Annotated in this window: 17 protein-coding genes; 9 read left to right on the plus strand and 8 right to left on the minus strand. The window is 66.8% G+C overall.

What is annotated here, in order from left to right; all coding sequences use genetic code 11:
* Positions 1-131: 131 nt before the first annotated feature.
* Positions 132-1481 (minus strand): aspartate aminotransferase family protein, encoded by a 1350-nt coding sequence (locus tag ACFQNJ_RS01070; RefSeq protein WP_382253162.1) that lies wholly within the window; start codon positions 1479-1481, stop codon positions 132-134.
* Between the two features lie 152 nt (positions 1482-1633).
* On the opposite strand from ACFQNJ_RS01070, the gene ACFQNJ_RS01075 reads away from it, so the two are divergent.
* Positions 1634-2875, plus strand: coding sequence for a D-amino acid dehydrogenase (locus ACFQNJ_RS01075; RefSeq protein WP_382253164.1), 1242 nt, complete (start codon positions 1634-1636; stop codon positions 2873-2875).
* Here ACFQNJ_RS01075 and ACFQNJ_RS01080 read toward each other — a convergent pair.
* From ACFQNJ_RS01080 to ACFQNJ_RS01090, 3 genes are read right to left on the minus strand one after another with little or no spacing between them, the layout of a single operon-like run.
* Positions 2859-3773, minus strand: a complete 915-nt coding sequence (locus ACFQNJ_RS01080; protein ID WP_374642814.1) for a LysR family transcriptional regulator — start codon at positions 3771-3773, stop codon at positions 2859-2861. The genes ACFQNJ_RS01075 and ACFQNJ_RS01080 overlap by 17 nt on opposite strands.
* Before the next feature lie 26 nt (positions 3774-3799).
* Positions 3800-6967, minus strand: a complete 3168-nt coding sequence (locus tag ACFQNJ_RS01085; protein WP_382253166.1) for an efflux RND transporter permease subunit — start codon at positions 6965-6967, stop codon at positions 3800-3802.
* 8 nt (positions 6968-6975) lie between these two features.
* Positions 6976-8088: an efflux RND transporter periplasmic adaptor subunit gene (locus ACFQNJ_RS01090; protein ID WP_382253168.1), complete on the minus strand. Its 1113-nt coding sequence runs from the start codon at positions 8086-8088 to the stop codon at positions 6976-6978.
* Between the two features lie 198 nt (positions 8089-8286).
* On the opposite strand from ACFQNJ_RS01090, the gene hpnC reads away from it, so the two are divergent.
* The 7 genes from hpnC (at position 8287) to ACFQNJ_RS01125 (ending at position 18720) form a co-directional block, all read left to right on the plus strand.
* Complete coding sequence (gene hpnC / locus ACFQNJ_RS01095) at positions 8287-9213, plus strand: squalene synthase HpnC (RefSeq protein WP_382253170.1); 927 nt, start codon at positions 8287-8289, stop codon at positions 9211-9213.
* Between the two features lie 23 nt (positions 9214-9236).
* The gene (locus ACFQNJ_RS01100) at positions 9237-10298 is read left to right on the plus strand and encodes an efflux RND transporter periplasmic adaptor subunit (protein WP_382253172.1); all 1062 of its coding nucleotides are present in this window, start codon (positions 9237-9239) and stop codon (positions 10296-10298) included.
* Positions 10299-10313: 15 nt separating this feature from the next.
* On the plus strand, positions 10314-13442 hold the full coding sequence (locus tag ACFQNJ_RS01105; protein ID WP_382253174.1) for an efflux RND transporter permease subunit: 3129 nt from the start codon (positions 10314-10316) through the stop codon (positions 13440-13442).
* 28 nt (positions 13443-13470) lie between these two features.
* A complete protein-coding gene (gene hpnD, locus ACFQNJ_RS01110; RefSeq protein WP_382253176.1) occupies positions 13471-14337 on the plus strand; it encodes a presqualene diphosphate synthase HpnD in 867 nt (288 codons plus the stop codon).
* Complete coding sequence (gene hpnE, locus ACFQNJ_RS01115) at positions 14334-15710, plus strand: hydroxysqualene dehydroxylase HpnE (protein WP_382253178.1); 1377 nt, start codon at positions 14334-14336, stop codon at positions 15708-15710. Before hpnD ends, hpnE begins: the two co-directional genes overlap by 4 nt.
* Before the next feature lie 32 nt (positions 15711-15742).
* Entirely contained in the window at positions 15743-18169 is a 2427-nt protein-coding gene (locus ACFQNJ_RS01120; protein WP_382253180.1) for a Lon protease family protein, read from the plus strand.
* Between the two features lie 86 nt (positions 18170-18255).
* Positions 18256-18720 carry an SH3 domain-containing protein gene (locus ACFQNJ_RS01125; protein ID WP_382253182.1) on the plus strand — a complete coding sequence of 155 codons (465 nt, stop codon included), beginning with the start codon at positions 18256-18258 and terminating at the stop codon, positions 18718-18720.
* 1 nt (position 18721) lies between these two features.
* On the opposite strand, the gene ACFQNJ_RS01130 is transcribed toward ACFQNJ_RS01125, so the two are convergent.
* On the minus strand, positions 18722-19375 hold the full coding sequence (locus ACFQNJ_RS01130; protein WP_374639035.1) for a glutathione S-transferase family protein: 654 nt from the start codon (positions 19373-19375) through the stop codon (positions 18722-18724).
* A 14-nt stretch (positions 19376-19389) separates the two neighbouring features.
* Positions 19390-20118 carry an HAD family hydrolase gene (locus ACFQNJ_RS01135; RefSeq protein WP_382253183.1) on the minus strand — a complete coding sequence of 243 codons (729 nt, stop codon included), beginning with the start codon at positions 20116-20118 and terminating at the stop codon, positions 19390-19392.
* A gap of 19 nt (positions 20119-20137) precedes the next feature.
* Here ACFQNJ_RS01135 and hemH point away from each other — a divergent pair, with 19 nt between their 5' ends.
* Positions 20138-21229 carry a ferrochelatase gene (hemH, locus tag ACFQNJ_RS01140; protein WP_382253185.1) on the plus strand — a complete coding sequence of 364 codons (1092 nt, stop codon included), beginning with the start codon at positions 20138-20140 and terminating at the stop codon, positions 21227-21229.
* 3 nt (positions 21230-21232) lie between these two features.
* On the opposite strand, the gene ACFQNJ_RS01145 is transcribed toward hemH, so the two are convergent.
* Positions 21233-22090, minus strand: coding sequence for an alpha/beta fold hydrolase (locus ACFQNJ_RS01145; protein WP_382253187.1), 858 nt, complete (start codon positions 22088-22090; stop codon positions 21233-21235).
* On the minus strand, positions 22087-23187 hold the full coding sequence (locus tag ACFQNJ_RS01150) for a branched-chain amino acid ABC transporter permease (RefSeq protein ID WP_382253189.1): 1101 nt from the start codon (positions 23185-23187) through the stop codon (positions 22087-22089). Before ACFQNJ_RS01150 ends, ACFQNJ_RS01145 begins: the two co-directional genes overlap by 4 nt.
* Positions 23188-23193: the final 6 nt, after the last annotated feature.

A 23193-nucleotide genomic window follows, 5' to 3' on the forward strand; every position in this document is an offset into this window, starting at 1 on the left:
GTCTGCGTGGTTGAACAAAAGCCATCGTCCTTTTGGGCGACCGGCCTCGAAAGGCATCAATCGTAATGCAAGCTTCACGTAAGCCCTTTTCCTGCCCCCTCGGATTTTCCCTAGAGGGCCATGAAAAATCCTCATGAAGTCAGGCCGATGTCAGATACGACACGGTCCAGAGACCGACGCAAGCGGGTGACGATCTGATCGACCTCCCCCTCGGAGCTGATGAACGGGGGCGCCAGCAGCACGTGGTCGCCGCAGCGGCCATCGACGGTACCGCCCATGGGATAGATCATCAGGCCCTCTTCCATGGCGGCCGACTTCAGCCTGGCATGGAGCTTCAGGGAGGGCTCGAACCACTGACGGATGGCACGATCCTGCACCAGTTCCAGGCCCCAGAAGAGACCCCGTCCCCGGATGTCGCCCACGTGGGGATGATCCCCCAGTTCGTGGCGCAGACGGGACGCCAGGTAAGCCCCCCGGTCACGCACCTGGGTCAGGAGGTGGTCACGCTGGATGACCTGCTGAACAGCCAGCGCCGCCGCACACGCCACGGCATGCCCCAGGTAGGTGTGACCGTGCTGGAACAGCCCGCTGCCCTGGCGCATGGTTTCGACGATGCGGCCCTGGGCCAATACGGCGCCGATGGGCTGATAGCCCCCGCCCAGCCCCTTGGCCACGGTCAGCAGGTCCGGCACCACACCTTCCTGCTCGCAGGCGTGCAACGTGCCGGTGCGACCCATGCCACACATGACCTCGTCCAGGATGAGCAGGATGCCATGCCGGTCGCACAGGTCGCGGATACCCTTGAAATAGCCGGGCACCGGCGTGAGCACGCCTGCCGTCGCGCCACCGACGGTCTCTGCCACAAAGGCCATCACGTTGTCCGGCCCCAGTTCCTCGATGGTCCTGGCCAGTTCGGCCACCAGCCGCTGACCGTAGGCCTCGGGCGTCTCATCGGGGAGACGGCCCCGGTACTCGTAGCAGGGCGACACATGGGTCACGTCGATCAGCAGCGGACGGAACTGCTCGCGGCGCCATTCGTTGCCACCCACCGCCAGTGCGCCCAGGGTATTGCCGTGGTAGCTCTGGCGTCGGGCGATGAAGTGGCGACGTTGGGGCTGGCCGATTTCGACGAAGTATTGCCGGGCCATCTTCAGGGCCGCCTCGACCGCCTCGGAGCCACCACTGACGAAGTACACGTGGCTCATGCCGGCGGGTGCGGAGCCGACCAGCAGGTCGGCCAGCTGCTCGGCCACCTCGGTGGTGAAGAAGCTGGTGTGGGCATAGGCCAGCTGATCGATCTGGCGGTGCATGGCCGCGATGACGTCGGGATGACCATGGCCCAAACAGGACACCGCAGCACCACCGCTGGCGTCGATGTAGGAACGGCCTTCGGCATCACGCAACCAGATGCCTTGCCCGCTGACGGCCACCGGAGGACGTTTGGCAAGCTGGCGATGAAAGACGTGGGTGGACTGCGACATGGGCTTAACCTGTAGAAGCGACAGCCGAAAGTCTAGGCAGACCCGGCGGCGGCCGGAAATGCCAATATCGGGGCGATCCATGAGTTCCGGTTATGAGCGGCGGCGCGTTTGGCATTTCCCAGGCCGAGTGGGCCCGGCTAGAGTCAGCGCTCATGAATGCCTCTTCTTCTCCCGGACATGTGGTGGTGATCGGCGCCGGCATTGTCGGCCTGAGCACCGCCTGGCAACTGCAGCGCGATGGCTGGCAGGTGACCGTGATTGACCGTGAGCAGCCGGGGGCTGGCGCCAGTGGCGGCAATGGCGCCCAACTGAGCTATTCGTACGTGCAGCCGCTGGCCGATCCGTCCATCTGGCGCCAACTGCCGAAGCTGCTGCTGGCAGATGATTCGCCGCTGAAGTTCCGACTGCAGATGGATCCGCACCAGTGGTCCTGGGGAATGCGCTTCCTGGCCGCCTGCCGGACAGGCGTTTCAAGGGACACCACCGCGCGCCTTCTGGCACTGGCGGCAGAGAGCCGGCAGGCGTTTGAAGCCATGCTGGCTCAGGAAGAGCTGTCCTGCGATTTCTCGACCACGGGCAAACTGGTGGTCTACCCCGACGCGGCGTCATTCGACAGCGCACGGCGGCAGCTTGACCTTCAGCGTGCCCTGGGCGGACAGGCTCAGGCCGCCCTGTCGCCATCGCAGTGTGTGGACGTGGAGCCGGCGCTGGCGCACTACGCCCAGCGATTCGCCGGCGGCATCCACACCCCCAGCGAGTGCGCGGCCGATTGTCTGAAGGTCTGTCTGGGCCTGTATGAGCGCCTCAAGGCACGCGGCGTGCGGTTCGAGCTCAACCGGCAAGTGACCAGACTGCTGAAACGGGGCGACCGCGTGGTGGCCGCCGTCACCGACGCGGGCGAGATGGCCGCTGACGCCTTCGTGCTGGCGGCGGGCACATCGTCGGCCCGTCTGGGACGGGCGCTGGGGCTGGACGTGCCGGTGTATCCACTCAAGGGGTACAGCGTGACCCTGCCGGTGGGGGATACCCCGGGACAGGCGCCCAAGGTCAGCGTGACCGACATTGCCCGCAAGGTGGTGTTTGCCCGCCTGGGCGACCGCCTGCGTGTGGCGGGGATGGCCGAGCTGGTGGGCGAGAACCGTCAGGTTACTGCGGAGCGGATCGACTCGCTGCTGGCCACCACCCGGGACGTGTTCCCGCAGGTGGACACCAGCGCCGATGCCGCCCCGTGGGCTGGCCTGCGGCCGGCCACACCCACCGGGCTGCCGCTGGTGGGCAGGGTGGCGGACGCCCCCGTCAACCTGATGCTCAACGCCGGGCACGGCGCGCTGGGCTTCACACTGGCCTTTGGCAGCGCGGCGCGCCTGGCCCGGGAACTCAGGCGGCCGGCCTGACGCCGATCTGCTCCAGAGCCTGCTGCATGCAGCGGGTGAAGAACCGAGCGGTCGTGGAATTGGGGCGCGCGGTGGGTCTGAGGGCCTGCACCGGCACGTCGATGGCGGGATCGAGCCTGAGCACATCCACCCGCGACAGGTCGGCCGACGCGGCGGTGCAGGCATCGACCATGGCCACCCCCACCCCATGCTGGGCCAGCGCCAGCGCCACGTGGTAGGTCTGGACGGTCATCACCACGTCCAGACCTGTGCCACTGTCGCGCAACGCCGCCGCCAGCAGCATCCCCAACGGATCCTGACCGTCCAGCGCAATGGTGGGCAGGCGCGCCAGCTGGGTCAGCGTGATCTGGCCGCTGCGCACCGCTCTGGCCGGCAGCAACCCCTTGGGCACCACGCAAGCCACGTGATGCAGACCCAGTGATTCTTGCGTCAGCGCAGGGTGCGGCACTGCGCTGAACACGTAGCCGATATCGGCCTCCTGCAGGACCAGGGAGGACACGATCTGAGGAGAATGGAGCGCCTGGTGGTGAACCAGCACCTGAGGGTGCTTCTGCCGGAAAAGTTGCACCGCGCGGGGCATCACCTCGTAGCTCAGGGCCAGCACCGTCAGGACGCGCAACTCACCCTGGCTGCGACCCGCGCGAAGGTTGGAGGACAACCGCTGGACTTCATCGAGCTGGGCGAACAGGCGCTCCACATGCGGATAGAGCGTCTGCGCCTCGACCGTGGGCCGCAGGCGCCCGCCCACACGCTGGAACAGCGGAAACCCCAGCTGCAGCTCGGCGTGCTGCAGCGTGCGGCTGACCGCTGGCTGGGTGACATTGATCATGCGCGCGGCAGCACTGACACTGCCGGTGAGCATGACGGCGTTGAAGACTTCGATATGGCGCAGGCGCATGCCCGCCATTGTGCGTCAGCGCAGCTTCAGGCGGCAGGCTCCCGGCGGACGCGGAACCAGGCGGCGTACATGGCGGGCAAGGCCAGCAGCGTCAGCACCGTGGCCACGATCAGGCCACCCATGATGGCCACGGCCATCGGCCCCCAGAACACGCTGCGCGAGAGCGGAATCATGGCGAGCACCGCGGCGGCGGCGGTCAGCACGATGGGCCGCATCCGGCGCACGGCCGACTCCACCACGGCCTCCCACGCGGGCACACCCCGGGCGCGGTCCTGCTCGATCTGGTCAATCAGGATCACCGAGTTGCGCTGGATCATGCCCATCAGGGCAATCACGCCCAGGAGGGCCACGAAACCGAAGGGTCGGTTCAGCGCCAGCAGCGCGGCGGCGACACCGGCCATGCCCAGCGGGCCGGTGAGGAACACCAGCAACGAGCGGCTGAAGCTCTGCAGTTGCAGCATCAGCAGGGTGAAGACGATGAACAGCATGACGGGCATGCCCGCCGCGATGGACGAGGAGCCCTTGCTGCTCTCTTCCACTGCGCCAGCGACCTCGACCCGGTAGCCCGACAGGCCCCGCTGCGGCCAGGCATCGCTGATGGTCTTGAGTTCGGGCAGCAGCTGCGCAGTGACCGTCGCGCCCTGAATGCCTTCGGCCACATCGCTCTGCACGGTGATGGCATAGTCGCGGTTCTCGCGCCACATGACACCCGGCTCCCAGTCAAACACCGGGCGGGCAATCTGCAGCAGGGGAATCGACTTCCCGCTGGCGGTGGGCAGGTAGGCATTGGCCAGATCGGTGATCGCATCGCGCTCGTCCAGTGGCTGGCGCAACACGATGTCGATCAGCTTGTCCCCCTCTCGGTACTGGCCGATGGTGGTGCCGTTGAGGATGGTGCGCGACGCGTGGGCAATCGACTGGCTGGACACCCCCAGGGCGCGCGCCTTGTCCTGATCCACTTCCAGACGCACCACCTTCACGGACTCGTTCCAGTTGTCGTTCACCCCACGGGTGTGCGGGCTCTGCCGCATCACCTGCTTGATTTCATCGGCCAGGGTACGCAAGGTGGCCGGATCCGGCCCGACCACCCGGAACTGCACCGGATAGGGCACCGGCGGTCCGTTGGGCAGCAGCTTGACGCGGGTGCGCACCTCGGGGAACTCGGCCGCCAGCAGGTTGGGCAGATCGTGGCGCAGCGATTCGCGGGTAGGCAAATCCTTCGGCAGCACAATGATCTGCGAGACGTTGCTCTGCGGAAAGATCTGGTCCAGCGGCAGGTAGAAGCGCGGCACGCCCGAGCCGACCCACACCGAAACGCTGCTCACGCCGGCCTGTTGCTGCAGGCGCTGCTCGATGTGCCGGGTCACCTCATCGTTGGCGGCCATGCTGCTGCCCTCGGGCAGCCACACATCCACCAGAATCTCGGGACGGTTGGAGTCCGGGAAGAACTGCTGCTGCACCTTGCCCATGCCCAGCATGCCGAGCACGAAGGTCAGGATGGTCAGACCGATGGTGATCCAGCGGTGCTCCACGCACCAGTCCACCATGGCGCGGAACCGGTCGTAGAAGGGGCCATCGAACACCTCATCGGCTGCGCCGACATGCGGCTTGACCTTCAGCAGCTTGACGCCCAGATAAGGCACGAACATCACCGCCACGATCCACGAGATGACCAGCGCAGCGGCGGTCACACCGAAGATGGCAAAGGTGTACTCACCCACGGCGGAGTTGGCCATGCCGATCGGCAGGAAGCCCGCAGCGGTGATCAGCGTGCCGGTCAGCATGGGCATGGCGGTGGCCTCCCAGGTGAAGGTCGCTGCCCGCACCATGGTGTAGCCCTCTTCCAGCTTGCGCACCATCATCTCCACCGCAATGATCGCGTCGTCCACCAGCAGGCCCAGCGCGATGATGAGGGACCCGAGAGAGATCTTGTGCAGGCCGATGCCCCAGTACTTCATGATCAGGAAGGTGATGGCCAGCACCAGCGGAATGGTGATGAGCACCACCAGGCCCGGACGGGTGTCCAGGGTGTAGGCCTTCCAGAAGCGCCAGGCCGGGACGCTGGCGTCCTTGCGGTGCAGCCCCAGACTCAGGAAGCTGACCGCCAGCACGATCACCACGGCTTCGATCAGCACCTTGACGAACTCGTTGACCGAGCGCGAAACCGCCGCTGGCTGGTCCTGCACCTGCACCAGCTGCATGCCCACCGGCAGCGAAGCCTCGATGGCCGGCATGGCAGCGTTCAACGCCTTGCCCAGGGCAATGATGTCGCCGCCCTTGGCCATGGAAATACCCAGTGCGATGCTGTCAAGACCATCGTGCCGGACCAGGGTCTGCGGCGGATCGACATAGGCCACGCCGATGTCGGCGATGTCACCCAGCCGGAACTGGGCACCGCTGGCGGCGCGCACCGGCATGGCACGCAACTGCTCCACCGAGTTGAAGGCGCCAGCCACGCGCACCTGGAACACATCCTGCGGGGTCTGCACCCCGCCGGCGGACTCCACCGCGTTCTGCTGCCCGATGGACGCCAGCACCTGCTGCAGATCCAGGCCGAGCACGGCCAGCCGCTTCTGGGAAATCTCGACGTAGAGCTTTTCGTCCTGTACGCCGAAGAGTTCGACCTTGCTCACATCCTTGACGCGCAGCAGAGACTGACGCACCCGGTCGGCGGCCTCCTTGCGCTCGGCGTGGGTGAAGCCCTCGCCCTGCAGGGCGTAGATCACGCCATAGACGTCCCCGAACTCATCGTTGAAGAAGGGGCCGACCACCCCTTGTGGCAGGGTGCCACGGACATCGCCCACCTTCTTGCGCACGGTGTACCAGAGCTGCTCGATCTGCTGCGGCGGCGACGAGTCCTTGAGCTGGAAGATGATCAGGCTCTCGCCCGGCTTGGAGTAGCTGCGGATCTTGTCAGCGTACGGCACCTCCTGCAGCGTCTTCTCGATGCGATCGGCGACCTGGTCGGCCATCTGCTGCGCCGTCGCGCCCGGCCAATAGGCTCGAACCACCATCGCGCGGAAGGTGAAGGGTGGGTCCTCGTCCTGCCCCAGCTGGAAATAGGAAGCCACGCCCAGGACCATCAGCACGATCATCAGGTAGCGTGTCAGCGCCGGGTGATCGATGGCCCATTGCGAAAGGTTGAAGCCCCGCGTGCCGCCCTGGCTGGCGTTGTGATTCGGTTGTGCTGCCATGGATGACCTCAGCGTGCCGCCTGGGCGCCAAGGGATTCGGCCTGCGCGCGCGATCCGTCAAAGCGCACCACCTTCTGACCCGGTGACAGCACGTGAACACCGGCGGCCACGATTTCCTCGCCCACCTGGATGCCATCGGTGACGACCACCTGGTTGCCGTCGGCCGCCTGCACCTTGACCGGGCGCGGCTGCACCGTGCTGGCGGCGGCATCAAACACCCAGACCACGGTGTCCTGACCGACCTTGGCCAGCGCAGCGCTGGGCAGGCGAATCGCCTGGACCTGGTTACCGGACGCCGCAAAGCTCACGTTGGCTGTGGCGCCCAGGGGCGCCGCCACCTCGGGCGCCAACGCCACCCGGATCTGGTAGGTGCGGCTGGCGGTATCGGCGCTGGCAGCCACCTCCCGGACGGTGGCCGGGAAGGCTTCAGGACCGGCGGCCAGGATGCTGACTTCGACCGCCTGACCGGTGCGTACCGACGCGACCCGGCGCTCCGGCACGGCGAACACCACGTCCCGCGGACCGTCCTGAGCGACCTTCACCACCGGCGCACCGGCGGCCACCACCTGACCGGGCTCTGCGGCCACCGACACCACCACGCCGGCAGCACCGGCACGCAGCTGCGCGTAGCTGGCCTGGTTGCCCTGGACGCCGGCTTGCGCGAGGGCCTGCCGCAGGCTGGCCTCGGCGGCATTCAGGGTGGCGCTGCGGCGCTCGATCTCGGCCCCGCTCACAAACCCCTTGTCACGAAGATCCTGATACCGCTTGAGATCGGCCATCGCCAGGTCACGCTGCGTCTGCGCGGCAGCCACCTGGGCCTGGGCGGCCTCTGCCGCCAGACGAAGGTCGGCCGGGTCAAGCTCCACCAGCAGCTGCCCGGCGAGCACACGCTGGCCCACCTCCACATGCCGGCGCAACACCTTGCCGCCCACCCGGAATCCCATGGCGGACTCGACGCGGGCTTTGACCTCGCCCGCGTAAGCTTCCTGCGCCGACAGCGCAGACGGAGCCACCGCCATCAGCTTGACGGACCGCACGGGCTCGGCCGGTGGCGGCGTCTTCGAACAGGCGGCGAGTCCCGCAGTGAACAGGACGGCGAGCGAGAGGCGCAAGAACTTCATGGCGAGCAGGTCCCCATCAATGAGCATGAATGACGGTCGGTCTGTCGTTGCGATCACCCGGGAGGCATGACAATCGCGCTTGCGGCGGCGCAACACATCGCTGAAAATTACTGACTGACCGGTTAGTAATCAAATTGTAGTTCAATTGCGTGGCCGTTGTGCGCCAGTTGGCAATGCCTTCACTCCTTCCCAAACTTCATGTCCATGCGGCCAGATGCCCCACCCGGAGTTCGCACCAGTCAGCAGGTGCAGGCCACCCTGACAGGCGCCGTGGGGCACTACGAGAACTTCCCGGTGGCCTCGTGGCTGTGTCCACCGGCGCTGCGGCCGGCCGTCGTGGCGATCTACCACTTTGCACGGACGGCGGATGACCTGGCGGACGAAGGCGACGCCCCTGCGGCTTGGCGCCTGGACCAGCTGTCGGCCATGCGCGCCGAGCTGCGGGCTGCTGCCGCAGGCACCACCGCAGGCGGTCGATGGCCAGCGGTCTTCAACCCACTGGCCACCACCATCACCACACACCGGCTGCCGGTGGATCTGCTGGACGACCTGTTGTGTGCGTTCGAGCAGGACGTTCGCCACACCGAGGCACAGCATCGCTACGCCAGCCAGGCCGAGCTGCTGGACTACTGCCGGCTGTCGGCCAATCCGGTGGGCCGTCTGCTGCTGCATCTGTACGGGATCGATGACGAGGTGTCGCTCCGGCAGAGCGATGCGGTGTGCAGTGCGCTGCAACTGATCAACTTCTGGCAGGACATCTCACGCGACCATGCGCGCGAACGCCACTACCTGCCCGGCGATGTGCTCGCTCGCCATGGGGTACGACTGGAAGACTTTTCGCCTCTGGTGGCGGATGAAGCGGTCCGGCAACGGTGCGCGGCCGCCGTGGCCGAGTTGTGCACCGACGCCCGCTCGCTCATGAACACCGGCGCCCCGCTGGCGACCCGGGTGCCCGGACGTGCCGGCTGGGAACTGCGGCTGGTCGTGCAGGGCGGCCTGCGCATCCTGGATCATTGCGCATCGCTGGACTTCCGGACGTGGCTGGCCCGACCCCGCCTGCGGGCCACGGATCTTCCCCTGATGCTCTGGCGTGCCGGCCGCATGCCCTCCTCGCCTCTTGTCTAGATACGTCACACAAGGTCATTCGCATGAAACGCATCACCGCTGCCCTGCTGGTTCTGGCCCTGACCCCGATCATCCATGCCCAGCCCGCTGCATCACCCGCAGCGGCGGAGTCCTTGCCGCAGGTCCAGACGGCTTCCGTCAAGGACGTGACGGTCTATCCGGAGCGGGAGGCGCCGGCGGTCGTCCGGGCACGCAACACGTCACGACTGGCAGCCGAGACCGCGGGGCAGGTGCTGCGCTGGACCGCCGAAGCCGGCACCAGCGTACGTCGCGGACAGGTGCTGGTGCAGCTGGACCCCCGGGATGCCGATCTGGCCCTGCAACAGGCACAGGCGGCCCTCCAGTCGGCGCAGACGCGTCTCAAGCTGGCCGGGGAGCAGCTGCGCCGGGCCCGCGAACTGGTGGCCCAGGGATTCATCTCCCGCGAGGCCCTGTCCCAGCGCGAGACCGAGACCGCCCTGGCGCAGGCCGATGCGGCTTCCGCGCGTGCGCAGCTGGCATCCGCCCAGCGGCAAAAGGACAAGACCACGTTGCGTGCGCCCTTCGACGCCCAGGTCAGCGAACGTCTGGTCCAGGTTGGTGAAACGGTGGCCCCAGGCACACCCGCCTATGTGCTCGTGGAAACCGGAAACCCCGAACTGCAGGCCACGATCGGCGCATCGGATGCCCAGAGTCTTCAGGAACGCCCCGCTGCCGAGTTTCTGGCCGATGGCCGCATCTTCCCGGTGAAGGTGCTGCGAGTGGGATCGGTGGTCCAGAGTCCGGCGCGCACCCGCCTGGCGTGGTTCGGATTCCCGGAGGCTGCGCCCGCCCCAGGCACCAGCGGTACCCTGCGCTGGCGGGAGAGCCAGCCCCATATCGCCCCGGCCCTGATGGTTCGCCGTGGCGGCACCCTGGGCATCTTCGTGATGACCCAAGCGCAGGGGGCGCAATTTGTGCCGCTGCCCGGGGCGCAGGAAGGTCGGGCCGCACCGCTGCCTGCCGCTGTGGGTCAGGACGCAAGGGTAGTCATCCAGGGACAGTACGCCCTGAAGGACGGCCAGCAGCTGAAGACAACCCACCCGGCAGCGGCCGCCGGACGCTGAACGGGGAGAAGCACCATGCGATTGCTGCGTTCCCTGCTGACCAACCACCCCCTGGCCAACATCGCGTTCGCGGTGGTCATGATCATGGGCGTGATGGCCTACCTGGCCATGCCGCGCGAACAGGACCCCGAGATCAACTTCAACTGGGTCAGCGTGACAGCGGCCCTGCCCGGCGCCAGTGCCGAGGAGGTCGAACGGCTGGTGACCAATCCGCTGGAGGATGCGATCAAGGGCGTGGCGGACGTGCGCTTTGTCGTGTCCAACTCGCGGGAGAACTCGGCCAGCATCCTGGTGCGTTTTCGTGAAATCAGCGAACGCAACTTCGACAAGCGGATGAATGACCTGCGCCGGGAGATCCAGAACAAGGCTTCCAGCGAATTGCCCGCCAGCGCCGAGGACCCCCTGATCCTGGAAATCACCACCAGCAACGGGTTTCCGACCGCCGTGCTGATGCTGACCGGTCAGGCCGACGACGAAACCTTGCGCCTGAACGCCCGCCGAATCCAGGACGATCTGGAGCGGATGGCCGGCGTGGATCAGGTCTATGCCTCGGGCCTGCGCAACCCGGAGATCCTGGTCAGCCCGGACGTGCAGGCGCTGGCCGGCCGGGGCCTGCTGCTCACCGACGTGGCCGACGCCCTGTCGGCCTGGTGGCGCGACACCAGCGGCGGTACGCTCAAGACCCAGAACGGCGCCTGGTCGATCGGTGTCCAGGGCGTCAACACCGACCCCCAGCAGCTGGCCGACCTGCCGGTGCGCGCCAGTCTCAATCCTGAGGTCGTGGTTCGCCTGGGTGACGTCGCCCGGATCGAACGAGCCCGGGCGCCCGCGGCCCAGTACGCCGCCACCGGTGGCCAGCCGGCCGTGTCGATGGCCGTGACCAAGAAGTCCCGCACCAACACGCTGGACCTGGTTGACCGTCTCAAGGCCTATCAGGACCAGCAGAACGAGGTGCTCGCCAGCGCTGGCCTGAAGCTGACCCTGGCCGACGACCAGACGATCGCCACACGCGAGGCCATCGGCGTGATGCAGAGCAACGCGCTGTTCGGCATGGTGCTGGTGCTGCTGATCTGTTGGGTCTTCCTGGGCTGGCGTATCGGGGTCCTGGTGACGCTGGGCATCCCGTTTTCGCTGCTGGGCACCTTTGCCGTGCTGGGAGCGCTGGACTACACGGTCAATGTGTCGATCCTGCTGGGGGTGGTGATTGCCCTGGGCATGCTGGTCGACGATGCGGTGGTGGTCGTCGAGTCGATCTACTACCGGATGCAGCGGGGCCAGGAGGCACTGTCAGCCAGCCTGGATGCAATTGAGGAGACCTGGAAACCCGTGCTGGCCTCGGTCGCCACGACCATGGCCGCCTTCCTGCCGCTGATGCTGCTGCCGGGCATCGTCGGCAAGTTCATGTTCGTGATCCCCTTTGTCGTGACGCTGGCGCTGGCGATCTCGCTGATCGAGGCGTTCTGGATGATGCCGGTTCATGTGGGGGTCATCGGCGTGCGCTTTGACCGTCCCTCGCGGATGCAGGCCTGGCGCGAGCGCTTCAACCGTCGCTTGCGGCTGCGCTACGGTCAGGCCCTGGGCTATGTGCTGAGGCGGCCACGCCGCTTCACAGCACTGGGCATGGCCTGTGTGGCCGCCGCCGTGGCCCTGCTGGCCACCGGGGTGATCCGGGTCCAGTTTTTCGCCTTCGACCCGGTCCGCGCCTTCTACGTGAACGTGGACATGCCCCAGACCGCCTCCCTGGAGGAGACACTGGCAGAAACCCAGCGCGTGGAGGCCGCGGTGCGGGAGCAACTGCGCGGCATAGGCGCGGATGGCGAGGCCCGTGCCGTGACCTCCACGGCAGGCCTCAAGTTCACCGAGACCGAACCGGTCTATGGCGACTTGTATGGGCAGGTCTTCGTCTCCCTGAATCCGCGCCAGCCCGGTGCCCGCGAAGTGATGACGGTGGTGGAAGACATGCGCCAGACCATCGAATCGCTGCCGGGTCCGGGGCGCAAGAGCTTCACCGTGCTCTCGGGGGGACCGCCTGCCGGCAAGGCCATCAGCATCAAGGTGCGGGGCGACGACTTCGACCGCATCCAGGCCGCCGCAGACGACCTCAAGGCCATCGTGGCCAGCATCGAGGGCACCAAGGACGTTCAAGACGACAACCTGCCGGGCAGGGCCCGCCTGCAGCTGCAACTGGACCACGCGGCCTTGCGTGAAGCCGGGCTGAATGCCGCCCAGGTGGCGCGCATCGTGCGCCTGGCGGTCGACGGCGAGGTGGTGGCCTTCACCCGGGACGCGGGTGACCGCATCGAGTTGCGGGTGCGATCAGACCAGGCCCTGCGCGGGCCGGATGAACTGCGCGCCGACCCGGCGGCGCTGCTCGACGAGCCGGTGGCGCTGCCCAACGGTCAGACGACCCGTCTGGGCAACCTTGTCACCGCCGAGGCCAGCCCGGGCCGCGGCTTCATCCGCCACTACAACTTGCGCCGCACCATCACGGTGGAAGCGAACCTGGACAAGGAAGTGACCGATACCCGCGAGGCCAACACGCGTATCCAGGCCGCCTGGGACGACATGCGCGCGCGGCATCCCGGCATCGACCTGGACTTCTCCGGCGAGCTGGAGGACATCGAGGAAAGCCTCTCGGCCATGCAGCGCCTGTTCCTGCTCGGTCTGGGCCTGATCTACCTGATCCTGGCGGCCCAGTTCCGTAGCTACTGGCAACCCCTGATGATTCTGGTGACGGTCCCGCTGGCCTTCACCGGCGTCGCCTTCGGCCTGGCCATCTCGGGCAACCCGTTGTCGCTGTATACGCTGTATGGCGTGATTGCCCTGACGGGCATCGCGGTCAACTCGGCGATCGTGCTCATCGATGCCGCCAACGATCGCCGCTCGCGCGGCATCAACACCATCCACGCCATCGTCCAGGCTTCGCGCCGGCGGGTGGTGCCCATCATCATCACGACCACGACCACCATCGGTGGGCTGTTCTCGCTGGCCTTCGGTCTGGGCGGCAACAGCCTGCTGTGGGGACCCGTGGCAGCCAGCATCGTGTGGGGCCTGGCGGTATCGACGGTACTGACGCTGTTTGCGGTCCCGCTGATGTACCTGATGTTCATGCGCGGGCGGCAGGCAACAAGGGCGGCGGCCTGATTACACTCGGGACCCAAACACCTGAGACATGAGCCCCCAAGAATACGCCCAGCAAAAAGCCGCTGCCTCTGGCAGCAGCTTCTACTACGCCTTCCTGTTCCTGCCAGCGCCGCGCCGTGCGGCCATCACCGCCTTCTATGCCTTCTGCCGTGAGGTGGACGACGTGGTCGACGAGGTGCAGGACCTGGGTGTGGCGCAGGCCAAGCTGGGCTGGTGGCGGCAGGAAGTGGCGCAAGCCTTCGCCGGCAAACCCAGCCATCCGGCCATGCAGGCCCTGATGCCTCACTGCCCGGTCTACGGGATCGAGGCCCGGCACCTGTTGGCCGTCATTGATGGCTGCCAGATGGACCTGGATCAGAACCGCTACCTGGACTTTGCCAACCTGCAGCAATACTGCCATCTGGTGGCAGGCATCGTCGGCGAGGTCGCTGCCCGCATCTTCGGCCAGACAGAGGCTGCGACCACCGAGTACGCCCATCGCCTGGGCCTGGCTTTCCAGCTCACCAACATCATCCGTGACGTGGGCGAAGATGCAGTGCGTGGGCGCATCTACCTGCCGGTCAATGACCTGCAGCGCTTCGACCTCAAGGCCCATGAGCTGCTCAAGCGCGGTGCGGTGCCCGGCAGCGATCCGGCCGATTTTGAACGGCGCTTCCGCGCGCTGATGGACTTCCAGTGCCAGCGCGCCCTGCGTACCTACGACGAGGCCCTGGCCCTGCTGCCCGCGGCTGACCGCCAGGCGCAGAAGCCCGGCCTGATGATGGCCAGCATCTACCGCACGCTGCTGCAGGAGATTGCGGCCGACCCCATGCTGGTGCTCACGCAGCGCGTGAGCCTGACGCCGCTGCGCAAGTTCTGGCTCGCCTGGAAGGTGCAGGCACTGGGTCGCCTGTGAAGGTCTGCGTTGTCGGCGGGGGCTGGGCGGGTCTGGCGGCGGCCGCACAGGCCACCCAGCAGGGCCACCAGGTCACCTTGATCGAAGCCACCCGGCACTGGGGTGGTCGGGCGCGCGCTCTCACGCTACAGGCAACGGACGGAACGTCCTTGCCGCTGGACAACGGCCAGCACATCCTGATCGGGGCTTACACCGCCACCTTGGGCCTGATGGAGACCGTGGGTGTCGATCTGTCCCAAGCCCTGCTGGACTTGCCACTGGGACTGCCTTACCCGGATGGCCAGGGCATGAGCACGCCCCCCTGGGCGGCGCGCTGGCCGGCCCCCCTGGATGCGCTGGCGGCCATGTTCACGGCGCGGGGCTGGTCATGGCATGACCGCCTGGCCCTGATGCAGCGCTCACTGCGCTGGCGGCTGTCGGGCTTTCAATGCCCGTCCGGGGACACGGTCGCCGATGTGTGCCGCGGTCTGCCGACCCGGCCCATGCAGGACCTGATCGAGCCCCTGTGCGTCTCCGCGCTCAACCTGCCCGCTGCACAGGCCAGCGGTCAGGTGTTCCTGCGGGTGTTGCGCGATGCGCTGTTCGGTCAGGGGCATCGCACCCTGCGTCCAGCCCATCTGCTGATCCCGCGCCAGGACCTGGGGTCGTTGATGCCAGCGAAGGCGGTCGACTGGCTCAGGGCGCACGGGGCAACCACGCAGACGGGTACCCGTGCCACTGCGCTTCGGCCCGGCCCCGGCGGCTGGGACATCACGCTTCGGGCAGACGGACTGGAACGCACCGGCCATGCCGATCAGGTGGTTTTGGCTACCTCTGCCGAGGTTGCGGGCCAGCTGATCAGGGGCGCGGCAGCCAGCATGACGCATGGTGAGAAGTCTTCCTTGCAGGCCTGGGCCGATCAGGCGCTGGGGCTGCCCCACACCGCCATCGCGACCGTGTACGCCAAGGCACCCGGCGCGCGCCTGAGTGCGCCGATGCTCGCCTTGCGCCCGGCATCCGGTGAGCCCGCCTTCTCGGCCCAGTTCGTGTTCGACCGGGGGCAACTCCAGCCCGACGACCCCGGCATGCAGGGCGTGCTGGCCTTCGTCGTGAGCGCCAGCCCCGACGACCGGGCGATCCTGGAGGCTGCGGTGCTGGCGCAAGGTCGACAGCAGCTGGGAGTGGACCGGCTGGAGCCGATTCGCACGGTGATTGAACGTCGCGCCACCTTTGCCTGCATCCCCGGACTGGTCCGGCCCGCCGCGCGCATCACCGATGGCCTGACCGCGGCGGGCGACTACGTGGAGGGCCCTTACCCCGCCACCCTGGAAGGAGCGATCCGCAGTGGTCAGCACGCCGCATCGCTGCTGTCGTCGGACCACCGCTTGCCCTGAAGACTTTCCCCCTGCATGATGGCGCTGACTCCATGACCGAATTGCCCCGCCTCCTTCCTTCGCAACTGCGCCTGACCGTGGACCCGGCCAGCCTGGGTTTTGCCGACACCAGCGAACTGCACGTGCAGTCCCTGCCCTGGATCGGCCAGGAAAGGGCCGAACAGGCGGCACGCTTCGGCCTGTCAATGGACAGCCCCGACTACAACCTGTTCGTGCTCGGGGAGGTCGGCAGTGGCCGTTCATCGCTGTTGCGCGAACTCACCCAAGCGGTCGCCGCCGACCGACCGGTTCCACCCGATCTGTGCTACCTGCACAACTTCGACAATCCCGAACGTCCCCGCGCCTTGCGCATGCCTGCTGGCCAGGGTCGCGAGCTGCGGCAACTGATGCAGCGCCTGTGCCGCACGCTGCAGACAGAGATTCCCCAGCGCCTGGCGCGCGACGACTTCAAGGCCGAAAGCGAGCGCCTGCAGGATGCCTACAAGGATGAGGAGAGCAAGGCGTTTGCCGAGCTGGAGCAGTTCGCCGAGGAGCGGCATTTCAACCTGTTCCGGGAATCCGGCCATCTGGTCTTCACCCTGGTGGGCGACGGTGGCAACGCGCTGACCGAAAACGAGGCGCGTACCTTGCCCCGCGAACGGCGGGCCGAGATCAGCCAGGCCGAGATCGAGGTGCGAGAGCAGATCTCGCACTTCCTGGAGAAGACGCGTCCCATGGCACGGGTGATGAATGAGGCCCTGGCGGCCCTGCGGCGACAGGTCATCAAGCCCCTGCTGGACCATGAACTGCAGGAAATCCGCGTCAGCCTCAAGAAGCAGATCAAGGACAGTGTCAAGCTCGGCGGCTACCTGGAGCAGGTGGCCCACGACATCCTGGAGCACATCGAGCTGTTTGAGCCACAGGAGGCCGACGACGAGGAACGGCAGATGGCGCTCGAGTCGCTGCTGGCACAGTACCAGGTCAACCTGGTGGTGGACAACAGCCCCTTGCGCGGGGCGCCGGTGATCGTGGAGGACAACCCCACACCGCACGCCCTGTTCGGCAGCGTCGACTACCAGGCCGAAGAGGATGTCCTTCACACCGATTTTTCCCGCATCCGCGCCGGCAGCCTGCTGCGTGCCCACGGCGGCTACCTGATCCTGCAGTTGCGCGACCTGCTGGCCGAGGACCTGGCCTGGGAGAAGCTGCGGCGATTCCTGCGCAGTGGCCGGGTCCAGATCGAGGAGCCTGGCATGGGGCTGATGCCGATCCCGGCGGTTTCCTTGCGGCCTGAATCGGTGGACGCCGACGTCAAGATCGTGCTCATCGGCTCGGTCACGCAGTACTACGAGCTGCAGGAAGCCGACCCCGAGTTCGCCCGGCGCTTTCGCGTCAAGGTGGATTTTGCCGAGAGCTTCCGCGCCACCGACGACACGCGCATGGCCACGGCACTGTTCGTGGCCCATACCTGCAGGCGCCGCGGCCTGCCGCCCTTCACGGCGGATGCGGTGGCCGCACTGATTGAGGACTCGCATCGCCAGACCGACGATCAGTCGCGCCAGAGCGCCCTGTTTGCGCGTACCGAAGCGCTGGTGGTCGAAGGATCTGCCCTGTGCCGCGACAGGGGTGGCAGTGTGGTGGAGGCGCGGGACATCGCCGCAGCCCTGTCAGCTCGGCGCCTGCGCCACGACTACCCCGAACAGCGGCTGCGCGAGTCGATTGCCGAGGGCGAGCGCCTGATCGAACTGGCCGGCAGCCGCATCGGGCAAATCAATGGCCTGACCCAGATCGACCTGGGCGACTGGCGCTTCGGCCTGCCGGTACGGGTGAGCGCGCGCACCCACGCGGGTGGTCAGGGTCTGCTGAACATTGAGCGCGAGGTGGAGATGTCAGGGCCCATCCACGACAAGGGCGTGCTGATCCTGCACAGCTACCTGATTGCGCTCTTCGGTCACCTCGCACCGCTGGCGCTGAATGCCTCCGTCGTGTTCGAGCAGGAGTACAACGGCGTCGAAGGCGACTCCGCGTCGTGTGCGGAGCTGTTCGCCCTGCTCTCTTCCCTGTCGGGCGTGCCCTTGCGTCAGGGCATTGCCGTCACCGGGGCGCTGAACCAGCACGGCGAGGTGCTGCCGGTCGGTGGCGTCAACGAGAAGATCGAGGGCTGGTTCCGCGTCTGCGAGGCGGCCGGGCTCGATGGACAGCAGGGCGTGCTGCTGCCCCGGCGCAACCTGCGCCACCTGATGCTGGATCAGTCCGTGGTCGATGCCGTGGCCGCCGGGCAGTTCCACATCTACACCGCCTCCCATGCGGGTGAAGGTCTGGCCTTGCTGACCGGCATGCCCAGCGGCATCAGCGATCCGCTGGCCACCCACGGCCCCTTCCCTGCCGGCAGTGTGCTGGCCCGCTGCGAGGCGCAGTTGCGCCAGTTCCGGGAGGCCTGCCGGCAGGCCACCCGCAGCCCGGGCACCAGCAGCGACTGACGAACAGCCTCGTCCTCTGGGGAACCTTGACGACCCGGTGGGCTCCCACCGAGGTCTTGTTCACCAGAGTAGGAGACCTGCGCGCCATGACTCGCACCCGCCTTTTCTTGCGCCAATGCTTTTCGGCTGCCACCGCATCCCTGCTGGTGCTGCTCAGTACCCAGGCCACCGCCCAAACCATGGTCAGCGTCAAAGCCGGCACGCTGAACATGCGCGAAGCCCCCGGGACGAACAGCCCGGTTCTGTGGAAACTCAGCCGTGGCTATCCGCTCAAGGTCGTTCAGCGGCAAGGCCAGTGGATCAAGGTCCGGGACTTCGAAGGTGACGATGGATGGGTGGCCCGCTCACTCACCTCCACCACCCCATACCATGTGATCAAGTCACCGGTGGCCAACCTCCGCACTGGCCCCGGAACGGGCCATCGCATCAAAGGGCGCCTGGAATACGGCGAGACCGTGCGCACTGTCGCGAAACAGGGGTCCTGGGTCAAGGTCAAGCATCAGGAGCTCGGCCAGGGCTGGGTGGCCAAGCGTCTGCTCTGGGGCTGGTGAGTCACCCCAAGGCCTTGGCCTGGTGGTAGGCGGGACGCTCCATGCAGCGCACCACCCATTCGTGCACCAGGGGGTGCGCATCCATCAGTCCCCGAGCGGGACGTGCCCAGTTGACGACGCTGGCAACGCACAGGTCGGCCACAGTGAAGCGCTTGGCAGCAAGCCAGTCCTCACCGGCCTGCTGCTGCCGCTCCAGATGGTCTTCGAGCACCCGCATGGGCACCTTCAGCCGCTGCTCGGCGGCTTCGGCCAGTTCCGGCTTTCGCCGATCTGCCGGCATGGCCACGCGGTGCATCAGGACCGTGAGGGCATCGGCCTCCACTTCGTTGACCACCCAGAAACTCCAGCGCAGGGCCTCGGCGTCCTCGCGCGCGCTGGAAGGCGTGATCCCGGCGCCGTCGGCTTTGCCGAGATGACGTGCCAGATACAGGGCGCAAGCCATGCTTTCCCAGACCACCACTTCCTGCCCCTCGGTCTGGCGATCCACCACCACAGGGATGTGCCCGTTGGGGTTGAGGGCCAGGAACTCGGGTGTGCGGGTCGCGCCGCCCTGGTACGGGGTCGGGACATGGTCGAAGCTCAGGCCCAGTTCGGTGGCCACCCACAAGGGGCGGATGGCGCGGGAGGCGGCGATGCCGTGGATGGTGATGCTCAAGATGTCTCCTGTTTTCAGATGGACAAGGCGCGACAGAGATCGCGCAGATCGTTGATGGTGATGTGGGGCTGAAGAGGCTCGTGTTCCCAGGGATGGTCGGCACGGTTGACCCAGGCCAGTTGCATGCCGGCCCGCAGGGCGCCGACGCCGTCCAGATGCGCATCGTCGCCAATGTGCAGTACCTCCTCCGGCATCACGCCAGCGGCATGGGCTGCCGCGTGGAAGATCCGGGGGTCGGGCTTGCCGATACCAAATTCACGCGCACTGATGGACGCCCGGAAGTGCTCGCCAATCCCCACGCGATGGACATCGGCGTTGCCGTTGGACAGCGCCACCACCGGATAACGGGCGCTAAGGCGCTCCAACGCCGGCAGGGCGTCCTCAAACAACTCCACCCGCTGCCGTTCGGCAAAGAACACCTCGAATGCCGGTTCCGCCAGTGCCGGGTCATCGCCAGCCTGCTCAAGCAGCACGCGAATGCTCTCGCGCCGCAAGGCACTGAGGTCATGAGCCAGATCCGCACGCTCACGCCCCACCCGCTCCCGCACGGCACGCAGGGTTGAACGATCGGTGGCCAGTGCTGCCGTTGCCGGGGCGTGCTCGCCCAGCCATGCCTGCAGCACCTGTTCGGCACGGGCGATGGTGGGCCAGATGGGCCACAGGGTGTCGTCCAGATCCAGCGTGATGGCCTGCACGCGATCAGGATCAAAGGTGGGAACTGGATGGGGTCCGGGGGTATTCATGTCTGGGAGAGAATAGCGCATGGCTTTCAACACCGAACCACGATATTCCCATGGCCAGGCGCCGCGTACGGCTGTTGTGCTGTGCAACCTGGGCACCCCCGACGAAGCCACCGCGCCCGCCCTGCGCCGCTACCTGGCCGAATTCCTCGGCGACGGCCGTGTGGTCGAAATTCCCAAGGCGATCTGGGCGCTGATCCTGCACGGCATCATCCTGCGGGTGCGTCCAGCCAAGTCGGCCGTCAAATACGCCAGCATCTGGACAAGCGAGGGTTCTCCGCTCAAAGCCTGGACGGAAAAGCAGGCCACCCTGCTGCGCGGCTATCTGGGTGAACGCGGGCATCAGGTCACCGTGCGCTACGCCATGCGCTACGGCAACCCGTCCATGCCGGCCGTGCTCGACGAACTGAAGGCCCAAGGCGTCACACGCATCCTCATCCTGCCCGCCTATCCGCAGTACAGTGGCACCACCACGGCCAGCGTCTTTGACGCGGTGGCGCACTGGGGCCTGAAGACCCGCCACCTGCCCGAGTTCCGTTTCATCAACCGCTACCACGACGACCCGGGCTACATCGAGGCCTTGGCCAAACGCGTCAGGCAGCACTGGATGCATCAGGGCCAGGGCGATCACCTCATCATGAGCTTTCATGGTGTGCCCGAGCGCACCTTGATGCTGGGTGACCCTTACCACTGTGAATGCCACAAGACCGGCCGCCTGCTGGCCGAACGCCTGGGGCTGTCCAAGGACCGTTACACGGTCACCTTCCAGTCGCGCTTTGGCAAAGCCAAGTGGCTGGAGCCCTACACCGAGCCCACGCTGGTGGCCAAGGCACAGGCTGGCCTCAAGAGCGTGGATGTCATCTGCCCCGGCTTCACCAGCGACTGCCTGGAGACGCTGGAAGAAATCCGCATGGAAGCGCAGGAAGCCTTCAAGCACGCCGGCGGACAGCAGTTTCAGTACATCGACTGCCTGAACGACAGTCCCGACTGGATCCGGGCCCTGACCGACCTGACTGAGCGCCACCTGCAAGGCTGGCCGACGCAGCAGGCCGATGACCCCATGGCCTGGACCGAGAGCCGTGCCCGCGCCTTGGCCATGGGCGCCAAGGACTGAGCCTCAGCCGGCCAGGAAGCGGCTCACCAGGTCCACCTGATCAGGCACATTCAGGGCGGGTGCATGGCCACAGCCGGCGATGGTCACCACCAGCGCGCGCGGACCACGATCGCGCATCGCTTCGGCGGTGTCGGCCAGCAGCAGATCCGACTCTGCCCCCCGCAGGCACAGCACCGGGATGTCAAGGCGGTCGTACACCGGCCAAAGGTCGTAGTCCTGCGGGTGGTGGATGAACTGCTGGACCATCGCCGGGTCGTAGTGCGGCGTGACACGGCCATCGGGCAGGCGCCTCGTCGAGCTCTCGGTCAGCAGACGCCACTGTGCATCCGGCAGGTAGCCGTAGGGTTTGTAGACCGTGCGGAAGTACTGCTCCAGCTCGGTCACGGTGGCGAAAGCGGCCGGATTGCCTGCGTAAGTCCGGATGCGCTCGATGGCCGCGTCCGCCAGCTTGGGGCCGTTGTCGTTGAGGACCAGGCGCAGAATCCGGCCGCGCAGCAGACCATCGGCCGCCACCATGCCGATGGCACCGCCCATCGATGTGCCCACCCAGTGGAATCGTTCCAGACCCAGCTGATCGACCAGCGAACGCGCCAGCTTCGCGTAGAAAGCCAGGCAGTACTCGTTCTGGGGCACCGGACTCCATTGCGACAGGCCCCGTCCGATGGTGTCAGGACAGAGCACCCGGTAGCCCAGCGACGCCAGATGAATGGCCAGCGGGTCCATGTCCCGGCCCGTACGAGCCAGTCCGTGCCAGGCCACCACCGTGCCCTGTGCCGGCACGCCGGCCGCCGGCGCCCAGTCCATGAAATGGATCTCGCGCCCCTCGCACAAGAGATAACGCGACAGTGCCGTGGTATTCATCGCAGCTCCTTCAGACGGGCCAGCACGGCGCGCTCGCGCAGCTTGCCGACGATGCCGGTGGGAAAGTAGTAGACCGACAGCACGAACAGCAGGCCCAGCCAGAGCAGCCAGCGGTCCGGGGTGAACAGGGCGGGCAGCAGCGGAATACCTGCAGTGGCCTCGCCGATCAGGCGCAGCAAATCCTGCAGGTAGCTCTGCGCCACCACGAACAGCACGCTGCCAATCAGCGCGCCATACAGCGTGCCCATGCCGCCGATGACCACAATGAGCAGGATGTCCAGCATGATCTCGAAGGACAGCGATGTATCCGGCCCGTTGTAGCGCAGCCAGAGCGCCAGCAGGCACCCGGCCAATGTGGCGAAGAGGGCTGACAGCACGTTGGACAAGGTGCGGTAGACCACGGTGCGGTAACCGAGCGCCTCCGCTCGGAAGTCGTTTTCCCGGATCGCCTGCAGCACTCTGCCAAAGGGCGAGTTCACGATGCGAAGCAGTGTCAGGAAGATGGCCAACACACTGCCGAAGATCAGGTAGTAGGTGATCAGCCGGCCATTGAGGTCCACCTCGGCCCAGGGCAGCACCAGCGGGTCTTCCCGCAGCATGAAGCCCGGTGACAGCAGCTCGGGCACCCGGAAGGTCAGACCGTCCTCGCCACCGGTGAATTCCGACAGCTGCGACGCCAGCGTCAGGAAGGCTGAGGCCACCGCCAGCGTGATCATGGCAAAGAAGATCGCCCGCACCCGCAGCGAGAACAGCCCGATCAGCAGCGACAGCAGCACCGAGACCAGCAGTGCGGCCAGCACCCCGATGAAGATCGCGCTCCAGGAGGCTTCCTCCACCGAACTGAGCGAAATGGCCACGCCATAGGCGCCGATGCCAAAGAACATGGTGTGTGCAAAGCTCACGATGCCGGTGTAACCCAGCAGCAGATCGAAGCTGGCCACCAGCGCCACGAAGATCAGGATCTTGGCCGCCACGTTCAGGGCCTTGACGCCCGGGAACAGGAAGGGGGCAAAGGCCAGCCCCAGGACCAGGATGAGCAGCAGCATCGCCAGCCAGCGGCTGCGCGGCAGGTCTTTGGAGAGCAGTCGTTGCAGCATGTTCAA

This window comes from Hydrogenophaga bisanensis (assembly GCF_042665135.1).
GTDB classification, from domain to species: Bacteria; Pseudomonadota; Gammaproteobacteria; order Burkholderiales; family Burkholderiaceae_C; genus Hydrogenophaga; species Hydrogenophaga bisanensis.